The sequence below is a fragment of the Bacillus sp. ISL-55 genome (genome assembly GCF_018613155.1).
Classification (GTDB): domain Bacteria; phylum Bacillota; class Bacilli; order Bacillales; family Cytobacillaceae; genus Mesobacillus.
Map to the genome: position 1 here is coordinate 37,486 of NZ_JAGGQU010000028.1, position 12,500 is coordinate 49,985.

A 12,500-nucleotide genomic window follows, 5' to 3' on the forward strand; every position below is an offset into this window, starting at 1 on the left:
TTAAGCGCCTCAATTAATGGGTATCTTGGTCCTCAATCAATTTCTTGCCGTGACCTGCAAGCAAGTGGTCTGGCTGGATTTCCAATGCACGATTGAACATCTCGAGCGCCTTTTCGCCATTTTCTTTGTAGCCATAAGCCACGCCAAGATTATAGAGGGCATCAGCATGCTCTGGGTCCATCGATACTGCTAATTCTAGAGCTGTAATCGCTTCGTCAATAAACCCTTCCCTTGCAAGGCAAAGTCCATATTGGAAGTTGGCTTCAGCATCATTTTCGAGCAGTTCTGTGCTGCGCTGTAAATATGGCAAAGCAAGCTTGTTGCTGCCCATCTGTACAAGGGTCATACCCAGCATGAAAAAGTTGTCTCCATTGTCCAGCCCTTTTTTCATCGCCAGCTCAAACATTTTTCTGGCATCCTCGAAATTCTCGTTATCATAATAAACGCTGCCCTTGCTGTAATATGCTGCAGTTGCATTCTCATCAAGGCTAATTGCTTTATCGAAAAAATTCATTGCTTTTTCGGTATCACCAACTGCGGTGAGTACGTTTCCGAAATTTATGTATGCAACAGGATCTTTTGGCTGAGCATCAATCGCTTCCGCGAATGCCTTGGCAGCCTCTTCCCATTTGCCTTCTTTCATAAACTCAATACCTGTCTGGTTTTTATCCATTTCTAACACTCCATTCTCCATGAAAGTATACCATAATACGGGAGGATTTAGACTCTTTTCGAGCCAGCAACAGAACGGTTGATGGTTCATTTTTTCACAAAAAAGCAAAAAAAGAGCCTAAGCCAAAACAATCCCCGGCGAAGCTGTCCCGCCGGGGATTTTAACAGGATTAACCGACATATGTCAGTTTGTTCCCATTCTTGAAAATTTCATCAATCGTACCTCCGCCAAGACATTCTTCCCCATCGTAGAAAACGACAGCCTGTCCAGGAGTCACGGCACGGATTGGTTCTTTGAACAGGACTTTTGCAGTCCCATCATCCTGCAGCTCGACCGTTACAGCATTATCAGGCTGGCGGTAACGGAATTTTGCTGTACATTCGAACGTCTTAGGCTTCTCATTGTCAGATACAAAGCTGATATTAACCGCTGTGATGCTGTCTGAATAAAGCAGTTCGTTGTGGAAGCCTTGTTCAACAAGCAAGACATTGCGCTCGAGGTCTTTCCCGACAACAAACCAAGGTTCACCTGATCCGCCAATGCCCAGACCCTGGCGCTGGCCGATCGTATAATACATCAGGCCGTCATGCTTTCCTTTTACCTCACCGTTCATTGTCTCCATATTGCCCGGCTGTGCCGGAAGATAATTCCCAAGGAACTCCTTGAAATTCCGTTCACCTATGAAGCAGATGCCTGTGCTGTCTTTTTTGGTTGCCGTGGCAAGATCCGCTTCTTTTGCAAGCTCCCTGACTCGGGATTTTTCCAGATTCCCGATCGGAAACAAAACTTTTTCAATCTGGCTTTGGCTCAACTGGTTCAAGAAATAAGTCTGGTCCTTATTCTCATCAAGACCGCGAAGCATTTTGCGTTCCCCGTCCCGGTCTTCGACTCGTGCATAATGGCCTGTCGCCAAATAGTCCGCCCCAAGATTTATTGCATGCTCAAGGAATGCTTTGAATTTGATTTCCTTGTTGCACATGACATCCGGGTTAGGAGTCCTGCCTGCCTTATATTCATCAAGGAAATAAGTGAAAACCTTATCCCAATATTGTTTTTCAAAATTGACCGCATAATATGGAATGCCGATCTGATTGCAGACGCGGATTACATCCTCGTAATCCTCAGTAGCCGTGCAGACTCCGTTTTCATCCGTGTCATCCCAGTTTTTCATGAAGATGCCGATCACATCATAGCCCTGCTCCTTCAAAATGAGCGCAGCAACCGATGAATCAACACCGCCTGACATCCCTACCACCACTCTTGTATCCTTAGGTGATTTTTCCATTATGCTTCACCTCTTTTCTATTCCTATAAAACTTATTCTATCCTTAAACCCGGCTATTTTTCGAAAGCCTCTGGACAATTTTTGCTGTATCTTCCGCTGCTTTTTCAACCTGTTCCCTTGTATTGTGTAAGCCGAAGCTGAACCGGATTGAGTTTGTCAGCTTATCATCTTCTTTTCCGAACATTGCGACAAGAACATGCGAGGGATCGATTGAACCCGCAGTACACGCTGATCCGCTTGAAGCAGCTATTCCAGATAGGTCAAGATTCACAAGCATCGCTTCGACATTCGTGCCCGGAAAGCTTAAGTTTAAAATATGAGGGAGTGATTTATCAAGCAATCCGTTCAGCTGGAAAGAGATTCCGCTCATTTGCAGTTTATCGATGAACAGATTCCTTAAATCATGATAGAAGCTGCGTTTTGTTTCAAGCTCCTGTTGGGATAGCTGAATTGCTTTGCGAAACCCTGCAATAGCTGCGACATTCTCGGTGCCGGCACGGCGTTTTCTTTCTTGTTCGCCGCCGAAAAGCTGACGCGCCAGCTTGATTCCATCACGGATATAAAGAAAACCAATCCCCTTGGGACCATTGATTTTATGGGCTGAAACAGAAAGCAAATCAACCTTAAGTTCCTCGACATCCAGTTTCTCTATGCCATAAGCCTGGACAGCGTCTGTATGGAAAACAGCTTGATGATCAGCTAGCATTTCACCAATCTCTCGGATAGGCTGGATCGCGCCCACCTCATTGTTTCCGTACATGATCGTCACAAGGATCGTATCATCACGTAATGCCTCTTTGAATGATTCCATGGAGATCTGGCCATTCTCATCCACTGGCAGATATGTGACCTCAAACCCTCGTTTCTCCAATTCCTCACAGCTATGCAGGACAGCATGGTGTTCAATCTGAGTCGTGATGATATGCTGCCCCTTTGAGCGATTATTTACGGCATAACCGATAATAGCCAGATTATCTGCTTCAGTGCCGCCGCTCGTAAAAATGATATTGTTCCCCTTCGTCCCAATGCTTTTCGCCAGTTCATCGCGGGTATCATCGAGGATTTTCCTGGCCTCTCGACCGAAATGATGGATGCTTGAAGGGTTGCCGAATTCCGCTTCCATTACCTTGACCATTTCAGCGAGGACTTCTGGATGCATTGGTGTAGTAGCTGCATGGTCCAAATAGATTCTTTCCAAAGTCTTACCCTCTTTTCAGAAGATTTTTTAAAAATTACCGTTAATGCTTCCCATTAATAATGGGGTGTGCAGGCAACAAGATTTACGAAGAAAACCTAAATATAAAACATATAAGCGTCTGACTCGCCAAAGTTGTCTGAATGATTGGCGAGGTCTTCGATTGTCGTATTATCGAGTACGTCCTTGACCGCGTCCCTGATTCGTGTCCAGAGTTCACGCTTGGCTGGTTCCTCGTCCTCTATACCCTCAACAATGCTTATTGGGCCTTCCAGGACTCGGATGATGTCCCCGGCCGAGATGGTTGACGGTTCTGAACTGAGAATGTAGCCGCCATATGCTCCCCTGATGCTTTTTACCAGGCCGGCATTCCTTAGCGGCGCAACCAGTTGCTCCAGGTAATGCTCTGATAAATCATTTGTTTGCGCAATGGATTTTAGAGATATTGGGCCCTCTCCATATTTCTTGGCCAGCTCGATCATGATCGTCAGTCCATAGCGCCCTTTCGTTGAAATTTTCATAATGCACCTCTATTCAAATTTTCTTAAAGGTTAGCTGTTTTTTTCAGATATATTCATAATGCCCCATATGGCATTCTCTCACTATAAATACTATCAAAATCCTCAGTCAATAGGTAGGCTTTTGCAATTATAGCACAAATTGCGTGGACCATGCGCAAGTCCCTCGTTCGTGTTATTGTATATATACGAAATATGCGTTATTGGAGCGATGAGCATGAATCTTAAACCTCTTGCTTTCAGAATGCGGCCGCGGACGATTGAGGAAGTGATTGGCCAGTCGCATCTTGTAGCTGAAGGGAAAATTATCAATCGAATGGTCAAGGCAAAGCAATTGTCATCGATGATTCTTTACGGACCGCCTGGAATAGGAAAAACCTCCATTGCCAGCGCTATTGCAGGAAGCACGAATTTCGCGTTCAGGACTCTGAACGCTGTTACCAATAATAAAAAAGATATGGAAGTAGTCGCCGCTGAAGCGAAAATGTCAGGGAAGGTCATCCTGCTTCTCGATGAGGTTCACCGCCTTGATAAAGCGAAGCAGGACTTCCTGCTGCCATACCTCGAGAATGGGATGATTGTCTTGATTGGGGCGACCACAAGCAATCCATATCACGCGATCAACCCCGCCATCAGGTCAAGGTGCCAAATTTTCGAACTCAAGCCGCTTGAACCTTATGATATAAAAGCTGCTTTACGCAGAGCGATTGAGGATGAAGAACGAGGCCTGGGAAACTTAAATATTGAAATTACAGAGGAAGCACTCACCCATTTCGCTACTGCTTCCGGCGGAGATGTGAGAAGCTCCCTGAACGCTCTTGAACTAGCTGTGCTGTCTACCGAACCAGATGGAAATGGGATCATCCATATTGATGAATCTGCAGCCGAAGAGTGCATGCAGAAAAAAAGCCTCACACATGATAAAGACGGCGACGCACATTATGACGTGCTGTCAGGTTTCCAAAAATCCATCAGGGGCAGTGATGTGAATGCTGCGCTCCACTATCTTGGCAGATTGATAGAAGCTGGCGACCTGGTCAGCATCAACCGAAGACTCCTTGTCATTGCCTATGAAGATATTGGACTGGCAAGCCCGCAGGCAGGACAACGGACGCTGGCAGCTATTGAGGCTGCTGAGCGGGTTGGCTTTCCGGAAGCAAGGATTCCGCTGGCGAATGCGGTAATTGAACTTTGTCTGTCCCCAAAGTCCAATTCTGCTTATGTTGCGCTTGATTCCGCACTGGCTGACATCCGTTCCGGCATCAGCGGTGAAGTTCCCGACCATCTAAAGGATGCCCATTATAAAGGTGCGAAAGACCTGGGAAGAGGCGTTGATTATTTATATCCGCATGATTATGAAGGCGGGTGGGTCAAGCAGCAGTATCTCCCGGACAGGATTAAAAATAAAGTATATTACAAGCCAAAGAAGACCGGAAAATTCGAACAGGCCATTGCGGCGATCTATGAAAAAATTACAGGCAACAATAAAAAATAAGCGGCAGGACCATCATGATGGTGGTCCTTGCCGCTTTTTCAGCTATTTACACGCTCTATTTCAATGTCTTTTAACAATTCCCTGACAACATAGCTTGCCATAATGAGCCCAGCTACAGACGGAACAAACGCGTTTGAAGATGGCGGCATTTTCGCCTTCCGGATTTCGGCATTTTCATTGCCGACCTCTTTACGCACATCTTCTCGGATCACAATCGGGCTTTCATCTGAAAAAACAACCGGAATTCCTTTTTTGATTCCTTCTTTGCGTAACCGAGTACGAATGACCTTCGCGAGAGGATCAGTATGCGTCTTGAAAATATCAGCAATCTGGAACCGCGTTGGATCCATTTTATTAGCTGCACCCATGCTTGAGATCATTGGGATTTCACGCTTAATGGACTCCTTGATCAGATGGATTTTATAAGAGATTGTATCAGAAGCATCCACAATAAAATCCAGGTCGTAACCAAAAATCTCTTCATATGTTTCTTCTGTATAGAACATTTTTAATGCAATGACTTCGCATTCAGGATTAATATCCATGATCCTGTCACGCATCACTTCTACCTTCTGCTTGCCGACAGTCGAAAGAAGAGCAATAAGCTGGCGATTAACGTTGGTGATATCGACATCATCCTTGTCAATCAGAATCAGCTTGCCAACACCTGATCTAGCTAAAGCCTCTGCCGCAAAAGAACCGACCCCGCCAATTCCTAAAACTGCGACAGTACTATTTTTCATTATATCAAGGCCTTCCTTGCCGATGGCCAATTCATTACGAGAAAATTGATGAAGCATCCAGACTCACTCCAAATATAAGATTGATGTTACTATCTATACCCGCTTTTGAATATAACATACCCGGCGTTAATTTCAAGTATTTTTATAGGAATTAAAGTGTATGTTAGTTTTGGTTTTGCGAATTACTGAGTGAAATGCCAAAAAGTGTCTATTAGAGGGGCTCTATCGGACAAACAGAAAGAAGAAATCTCAAAACTGTCCGTTAGGAGAAAATAGAAATCGATACATATACTCTTTATAGGACTAATCTATACAGCATCAAAAAAACCATGCATCCGCATGGTTTTTGGTTACGTATGTAGGAAGAGTCCCAATCGTGCCGTCGTGTTGGTTGCCTTCGTCTTGAACCCGCTCTCAGCAGGTGGGTGCCCTGTTCCGGGTTTCTGTAAGTCCTCTAACCAGAGGCATTTACGCGGCCCGAAAACGCGAACTCCCGAAGGATAGATGTTAGGTCAAAACTTCAGGTTAAACAACGAACACATCAGGACTCTTCATCTGTTGTTATTATATTACCACATGCCTGAATGAACTTCAAGGATATGACTAATGGATATTACTGGTCTTTTTTAACATTTAATGACAAATGCAGTTCATCTAGCTGCGCTTCGCTCACTTCACCAGGTGCGTCTGTCAGCAGATCGCTCGCACTTGCTGTTTTCGGGAACGCAATCGTATCGCGAAGGTTGGTTCTGCCAGCTAGGAGCATGACCATTCTGTCAAGGCCTAGGGCGATTCCGCCATGTGGAGGCGTGCCATATTCAAATGCCTCAAGAAGGAATCCAAACTGCTCGACTGCCTGTTCCTTTGTAAAGCCAAGCACTGAGAACATTTTTTCCTGGACATCTCTTTCGAAAATCCTTAGAGATCCGCCACCCAGCTCATAGCCATTGAGGACAAGGTCATATGCCTGTGCCTTAACATTTGCTGGGTCGCTCTCCAGCTTATGAAGGTCTTCGCGCGCTGGCATTGTGAATGGATGGTGTGCTGCGAAATAACGGTCTGCTTCCTCATCGAATTCCAATAGTGGCCAATCTGTAATCCATAGGAAGTTGAATTTGCTCTGGTCAATCAATCCGAGCTCTTTACCAAGCTTCAAGCGCAACGCTCCAAGTGCATCTGCTACAACAGACTTTTTATCCGCTACGAAAAGCAGAAGGTCCCCAGCCGAAACATCTAGCTTTGACTGAAGTGCTATCTGTTCTTCTTCTCCAAAGAACTTCGAGATTGGCCCTTTCAAGCCGTCCTCTTCCGCCTTAAGCCATGCAAGACCTTTGGCACCGTAAACAGCTACAAATTCAGTCAATCCATCTATATCCTTACGTGAATAGTTTGCAGCCGCGCCTTTTACATTTATTGCTTTTACCTGGCCGCCGTTTGCTACAGCAGAGGCAAATACCTTGAACCCAGAATCCTTAACCGTTTCCGAAAGATCGACAAGCTCCATTCCAAAACGAGTATCCGGCTTGTCAGACCCGAAGCGGCTCATTGCCTCATCATAGCTCATGCGAGGAAATGCCTCTGTCATGTCCACGCCTTTTACATCCTTCATAACTTTTTGCATCATTTGTTCAGTCATGCCCATGATTTCTTCCTGGCTCATGAAGCTAGTTTCAATATCGATTTGCGTGAATTCCGGCTGTCTGTCAGCTCGTAGGTCCTCATCACGGAAGCAGCGGGCAATCTGGTAATAGCGTTCAAATCCGCCAACCATCATCAGCTGTTTAAAAATCTGCGGCGACTGAGGAAGAGCGTAGAACTCACCTGGATGAACACGGCTTGGCACTAGATAGTCACGTGCTCCCTCAGGAGTGCTCTTTGTTAAAATCGGCGTTTCAACATCAAGGAAGCCTTCGCCATCTAGGAAGTCACGAATCGCTTTTGTTACCTGGTGTCTCATCTTAAAAGTTTCGAACATTACAGGACGGCGAAGGTCCAGATAGCGGTATTTCAAACGAACATCTTCTGATACCTCTGTTTTATCAGCAATCACGAAAGGTGTGGTCTTCGCTTCATTGATGATTGTCAGCTCTTCAGCCTGGACTTCAATTTTCCCAGTTTTAAGATTTCCATTAATACTACCTTCACTGCGGGCAATGACTGTTCCTTTCACGTCAAGTACGTATTCCGTACGGACTTTATCTGCAAGCGAAAGTGCTTCTGGCGAAACGTCAGGATTGAAGACAATCTGGACAAGTCCAGTCCTGTCGCGCAGGTCAATAAAAATCAGGCCGCCTAGGTCACGACGCTTCTGGACCCAGCCTTTCAGCGTTACCTTTTCACCAATTGCCTCTTCCGTTACTTCACCGCAAAAATATGATCTCCCAAACATCGAAACTCCCCCTCTACTTACAAATCTCTTTGAATTTTTCAATAAAACTCTCAAGTGGCAGTTCGGTTTGTTCCCCGTCCGCCATTGATTTTAGATTGATTTTATTCGCTTTTAATTCATCCTCACCCAGCACTGCCACATATCTGGCATTCATTCTGTCAGCAGCCTTAAATTGGGCTTTGATTTTACGATCCTGATAATCTCTCTCCGCAGAGAATCCGGCCATTCTCAAATTGTGGAGCAAGCCAACAGTATAATCCTTGGCTTCATCCCCCAATGAAACGAGGTAGCAATCTATTCCTTCATTGACCGGAAGCTCGACACCCTCTGCTTCCAGTGCTGCAAGCAATCTTTCAATGCTTAACGCAAATCCGATACCAGGTGTTTCCGGTCCGCCGATTTCTTCGACAAGACCATTGTACCTGCCGCCTCCGCAAAGAGTGGTGATTGCTCCAAAGCCTTCAGCATTACTCATGATTTCAAAGGCTGTGTGGTTATAGTAATCCAATCCGCGCACGAGATTGGCGTCAACTTCGTATTCAATTCCTAGATCCGTCAAATATTTTGTTACTTTACTAAAATATTGTGCAGAATCATCTGTCAGATAATCGATGATCGATGGTGCGGACTTCATCAATTCGTGGTCACGGTCTGCTTTGCAATCCAGGATTCGCATTGGATTTTTTTCAAGGCGGTTCTGGCAGTCGCTGCAGAATTCCCCGATCCGAGGCTGGAAATGGCTGACTAAAGCATCCCTGTGAGCTTTTCTGCTTTCCTTATCACCCAGGCTGTTAACGACAAGCTTAAGCTTTTTCAAACCAAGTTCCTTATAAAGGGACATGGCAAGGGAAATCACTTCAGCGTCAATCGCCGGGTCTGCACTTCCCATTGCCTCAACACCAAACTGCACAAACTGGCGGAAGCGGCCTGCCTGAGGACGTTCATAGCGGAACATAGGTCCCATATAGTAGAGCTTCACTGGCTGATTGGGACTTCCAAACATCTTATTTTCGACAAATGAGCGAACTGCCGCTGCTGTACCTTCAGGACGAAGCGTCAGGCTGCGGTCCCCCCTGTCAGTGAAGGTGTACATTTCTTTTTGGACGATATCCGTTGTATCACCAACACTTCGTTTAAATAGATCTGTATGCTCGAAAATCGGAGTTCTTAATTCCCGATATTGATATCTTTCACATAGTTCTCTCGCCTTCGCTTCAATGAGCTGCCATTTCTCTGTCTGGCCTGGCAAAATGTCCTGTGTTCCACGAGGGATATTGATTTGATTAGACACAGTGCATCCTCCTCCATTAGTTTTAAATCTTTTTATAAGCCCTTACTTATAACTAACTCTGGAACATCGCGAATCTAGCAACATCCCTAGAAAAAGCTCGCTTTATGTAAAAAAAAGAATACAAAAAAGCCCCCAATCCCTTGCTATAATAACAAGGGACGAGAGCTTTGAATTCCCGTGGTGCCACCCTAATTGAAGCGCATGAATGCACTTCCTCTTTAACAGTTAACGCCTGAATACGTCTTCTCCTAATGATGGAGTTACCCATGTTCAGAGAAAATCCTTCGGAGTGTTCATTCACCCTGTCATCATGCAGAAATGCTTTCAGCCACGGCATTCCCTCTCTTTTCACGTGTATCAAGGCTACTATGCTCCATCAACGGTATGTTTTCTATATAACATTTTATTTATATTATAATACGGAGTACAAATGGCAATGTCAAGCACTATTCAAGAACGTTCAATCTGTTTTTTCAGTTTTCTTACATCACGGAGAGACAGCCCAAATTCCGAAGCTAATTCTACAGTGTTCGTGCTTTGTTCCTTTTGGATAAAATCGTGGAAATCCACTCCGAATAATTGATTCTCCCCGAATGAAGCAGATCTTCCTTTATCACTGAACCGCATGGTATCACCTTCCATTGTTTATTGCTTACTATTCTTCCCAGCCGCTGTAAAAAGTTTTCACTAAAATGAGATATTCTTTTTACACTTGAATTTTTCTCGTTCTAAACCGATATAAGAGAAAAGTCCTCGTGATTTTAACGGAAAAATCAGGTAATATATTTTTTATAGAGAATGGGAGAGGGAGGGAGATCATTGCCCAAAAACAGAATGGTTCCTATCATCCTTTGCTTGATGCTCATTTTCGGGAGCCTTCCAGCTTTAGAATCTGCTCGGGCGGATAATGGTAGTGTCTCGATCACTGCAACAAGTTTGAATGTAAGGACTGGGCCGGGATTAAGTTACCCGATATCAGGTTCAGTTAAAAAAGGAGAGAAGTTTTCAATCGTCAAGGAGGAAGGCGACTGGATCCAAATCAGCCTTGGAGGCAGTAAAAAAGGATGGGTAGCACAATGGTTTACTGCCAGGGAAGCTGCCAAGACAACTGCGTCACCTGCTGTTTCACCAAACACGAAAGCCTCAGGCAGTGTCACAGTCAATGGTTTGAGGGTAAGAAAAGGGCCGGGCACCAACTACCAGGTATTAGGGTCGTTTAACAGTGGACAAGCTGTCGAAATCCTCAGCTACAATGGCAATTGGGCAGAAGTTAGCACACCTGGCCTACGAGGCTGGGTCTCGAAGGAATTCATAACTGCAAAAGAGAGCAAGAGTAGTGAAGCTCCGCCACCAAGTACCAAAATAAGCGGAACGGTCAACGCTACATCCTTGAATGTCAGGGAAAAGCCTTCATTGAATTCTGGAAAAATCGGCCAATTAAGTTATGGAGCTGCCGTTACAGTCCATTCCCAATCAAACGGCTGGGCGGAGATTACATACGCAGGAAAAAGAGCCTGGGTAAGCGCTGAGTATCTAAAAATCAGTGGAAAACCAGTGACTGACAGCGGAAAGGCTCCAGCGCCTGTTGATCAATTCACAGGCACTGTCACCGCTTCACAGCTGAACGTCCGTGACAAGAATTCCCTGGATGGAAGCGTCATCGGTTCTATAACAAAGGGACAAAGCTTTAAAATCCTTGATGAACAAAATAATTGGGTCAAGATTGAATACCAACCTGGCAAAACAGGCTGGGCAGCAGGATGGTTTTTTGATAAAAAGAAAAACGGACCCGTCGCTGCACCTAGCCAGTCCGTGAAAAACAGCAGTGTCTCTATGCTTCATAACGGGACAAACATCCGCAAAGGTCCAAGCACCGGCACAGCCGTCATCTTCCGTGCCAATCAGGGTGACAGCTTTGAAATTATAAGCGTCGAAAAAGATTGGTATAAAATTGCGCTGCCAAATGGGACAAGCGGGTTTGTAGCCGGCTGGATTGTTTCTGTACAGGGAACTGCCCCGCAAATAGAGCGACCGGGAGCGGAAAAGCATACAAAGAATAAAACGATTGTCATCGACCCTGGGCACGGTGGCAGAGATAATGGGACAACAGGTGTTAGAGGAACATTGGAAAAAACTCTCACCCTGAAAACAGCCCAGCTTTTATATGACAAACTAAGAGCTGCCGGTACGAACGTCATCCTGACCAGGAACAATGATCATTATATTTCACTAGGTTCAAGGGTTAGCAGCTCACATTACCATAATGCCGACGCGTTCATCAGCGTCCATTACGACAGCATCAATGATCGGACTGTAAGGGGCATGACGACTTACTATTACAATTCCAAACAAAAACCATTAGGTGAACAAATCCATTCTTCGGTTGTAAGCAAAACAATGTTGAAGGATCGGGGCACTCGATTTGGTGACTATCACGTCATCAGGGAAAACAAACAAACAGCCGTCCTGCTTGAACTTGGTTATTTGAGCAATCCCGCAGAAGAGATGCTTGTAAATACACCTCAATATCAGGAAGCGGTAGCTAACGGGATCTTTGAAGGACTTGCCCGCTATTTTAAAAATAATTAAGCAGATGGATAATAAGTTTGTAGATTCCCGACTGAAGACAGCGCACCTGTCTTCAGTCTTTTTTTTGTAAAAGTACCCTTATGTCTTCGTAAACTATCTCATAAGGGTGTCTTTCTTTGCGAAAGGGACCCTTATGCCCTCGCAAACTATCTCATAAGGGTGTCTTTCTTTGCGAAAGGTACCCTTATGTCTTCGCACTCTATCTCATAAGGGTGTCTTTCTTTGCGAAAGGTACCCTTATGTCTCCGCAAACTATCGCATAAGGGTGTCTTTCTTTGCGAAAGGTACCCTTATGCCCTCGCAAACTATCTCATAAGGGTGT

At 45.1% G+C, this 12,500-nt stretch carries 10 protein-coding genes, 1 other RNA gene and 1 other annotated feature; of the genes, 2 read left to right on the top strand and 9 right to left on the bottom strand.

The genetic code is table 11. From position 1 onward, the window contains the following. Window positions 1–13 precede the first annotated feature (13 nt). The 4 genes from J7E32_RS14240 to cymR all read right to left on the bottom strand — a co-directional run bounded on the left by J7E32_RS14240 (window position 14) and on the right by cymR (window position 3,674). A complete protein-coding gene (locus tag J7E32_RS14240; protein WP_214908371.1) occupies window positions 14–673 on the bottom strand; it encodes a tetratricopeptide repeat protein in 660 nt (219 codons plus the stop codon). 169 nt (window positions 674–842) lie between these two features. Further along, window positions 843–1,958, bottom strand: coding sequence for a tRNA 2-thiouridine(34) synthase MnmA (gene mnmA / locus J7E32_RS14245; protein ID WP_214908376.1), 1,116 nt, complete (start codon window positions 1,956–1,958; stop codon window positions 843–845). 43 nt (window positions 1,959–2,001) lie between these two features. After that, window positions 2,002–3,156: a cysteine desulfurase family protein gene (locus J7E32_RS14250; protein ID WP_214908378.1), complete on the bottom strand. Its 1,155-nt coding sequence runs from the start codon at window positions 3,154–3,156 to the stop codon at window positions 2,002–2,004. Window positions 3,157–3,251: 95 nt separating this feature from the next. Continuing rightward, the gene (cymR, locus tag J7E32_RS14255; RefSeq protein ID WP_041967745.1) at window positions 3,252–3,674 is read right to left on the bottom strand and encodes a cysteine metabolism transcriptional regulator CymR; all 423 of its coding nucleotides are present in this window, start codon (window positions 3,672–3,674) and stop codon (window positions 3,252–3,254) included. 214 nt (window positions 3,675–3,888) lie between these two features. Here cymR and J7E32_RS14260 point away from each other — a divergent pair, with 214 nt between their 5' ends. Continuing rightward, window positions 3,889–5,166: a replication-associated recombination protein A gene (locus J7E32_RS14260; RefSeq protein WP_214908380.1), complete on the top strand. Its 1,278-nt coding sequence runs from the start codon at window positions 3,889–3,891 to the stop codon at window positions 5,164–5,166. A 38-nt stretch (window positions 5,167–5,204) separates the two neighbouring features. On the opposite strand, the gene J7E32_RS14265 is transcribed toward J7E32_RS14260, so the two are convergent. The 5 genes from J7E32_RS14265 to J7E32_RS14285 form a co-directional block, all read right to left on the bottom strand. Beyond that, on the bottom strand, window positions 5,205–5,966 hold the full coding sequence (locus J7E32_RS14265) for a tRNA threonylcarbamoyladenosine dehydratase (protein WP_214908383.1): 762 nt from the start codon (window positions 5,964–5,966) through the stop codon (window positions 5,205–5,207). 306 nt (window positions 5,967–6,272) lie between these two features. Next, a non-coding RNA gene (gene ssrS / locus J7E32_RS14270) (6S RNA) lies at window positions 6,273–6,460 on the bottom strand. 62 nt (window positions 6,461–6,522) lie between these two features. Then, entirely contained in the window at window positions 6,523–8,298 is a 1,776-nt protein-coding gene (gene aspS, locus J7E32_RS14275) for an aspartate--tRNA ligase (RefSeq protein WP_214908385.1), read from the bottom strand. A 13-nt stretch (window positions 8,299–8,311) separates the two neighbouring features. Continuing rightward, the gene (gene hisS, locus J7E32_RS14280; RefSeq protein WP_353654052.1) at window positions 8,312–9,589 is read right to left on the bottom strand and encodes a histidine--tRNA ligase; all 1,278 of its coding nucleotides are present in this window, start codon (window positions 9,587–9,589) and stop codon (window positions 8,312–8,314) included. A gap of 151 nt (window positions 9,590–9,740) precedes the next feature. Next, window positions 9,741–9,978: a binding site (T-box leader), on the bottom strand. A gap of 61 nt (window positions 9,979–10,039) precedes the next feature. Then, window positions 10,040–10,216, bottom strand: a complete 177-nt coding sequence (locus J7E32_RS14285; protein WP_023627182.1) for a hypothetical protein — start codon at window positions 10,214–10,216, stop codon at window positions 10,040–10,042. 192 nt (window positions 10,217–10,408) lie between these two features. On the opposite strand from J7E32_RS14285, the gene J7E32_RS14290 reads away from it, so the two are divergent. After that, complete coding sequence (locus tag J7E32_RS14290) at window positions 10,409–12,178, top strand: N-acetylmuramoyl-L-alanine amidase family protein (protein WP_214908386.1); 1,770 nt, start codon at window positions 10,409–10,411, stop codon at window positions 12,176–12,178. Window positions 12,179–12,500: the final 322 nt, after the last annotated feature.

What these genes read in the sequence shown, in the direction of transcription:
- J7E32_RS14240 (WP_214908371.1), bottom strand. Translation starts at nt 673, where the DNA reads ATGGATAAAAACCAGACAGGTATTGAGTTTATGAAAGAAGGCAAATGG.
- mnmA (WP_214908376.1), bottom strand. Translation starts at nt 1,958, where the DNA reads ATGGAAAAATCACCTAAGGATACAAGAGTGGTGGTAGGGATGTCAGGC.
- cymR (WP_041967745.1), bottom strand. Translation starts at nt 3,674, where the DNA reads ATGAAAATTTCAACGAAAGGGCGCTATGGACTGACGATCATGATCGAG.
- J7E32_RS14260 (WP_214908380.1), top strand. Translation starts at nt 3,889, where the DNA reads ATGAATCTTAAACCTCTTGCTTTCAGAATGCGGCCGCGGACGATTGAG.
- J7E32_RS14265 (WP_214908383.1), bottom strand. Translation starts at nt 5,966, where the DNA reads ATGCTTCATCAATTTTCTCGTAATGAATTGGCCATCGGCAAGGAAGGC.
- aspS (WP_214908385.1), bottom strand. Translation starts at nt 8,298, where the DNA reads ATGTTTGGGAGATCATATTTTTGCGGTGAAGTAACGGAAGAGGCAATT.
- J7E32_RS14285 (WP_023627182.1), bottom strand. Translation starts at nt 10,216, where the DNA reads ATGCGGTTCAGTGATAAAGGAAGATCTGCTTCATTCGGGGAGAATCAA.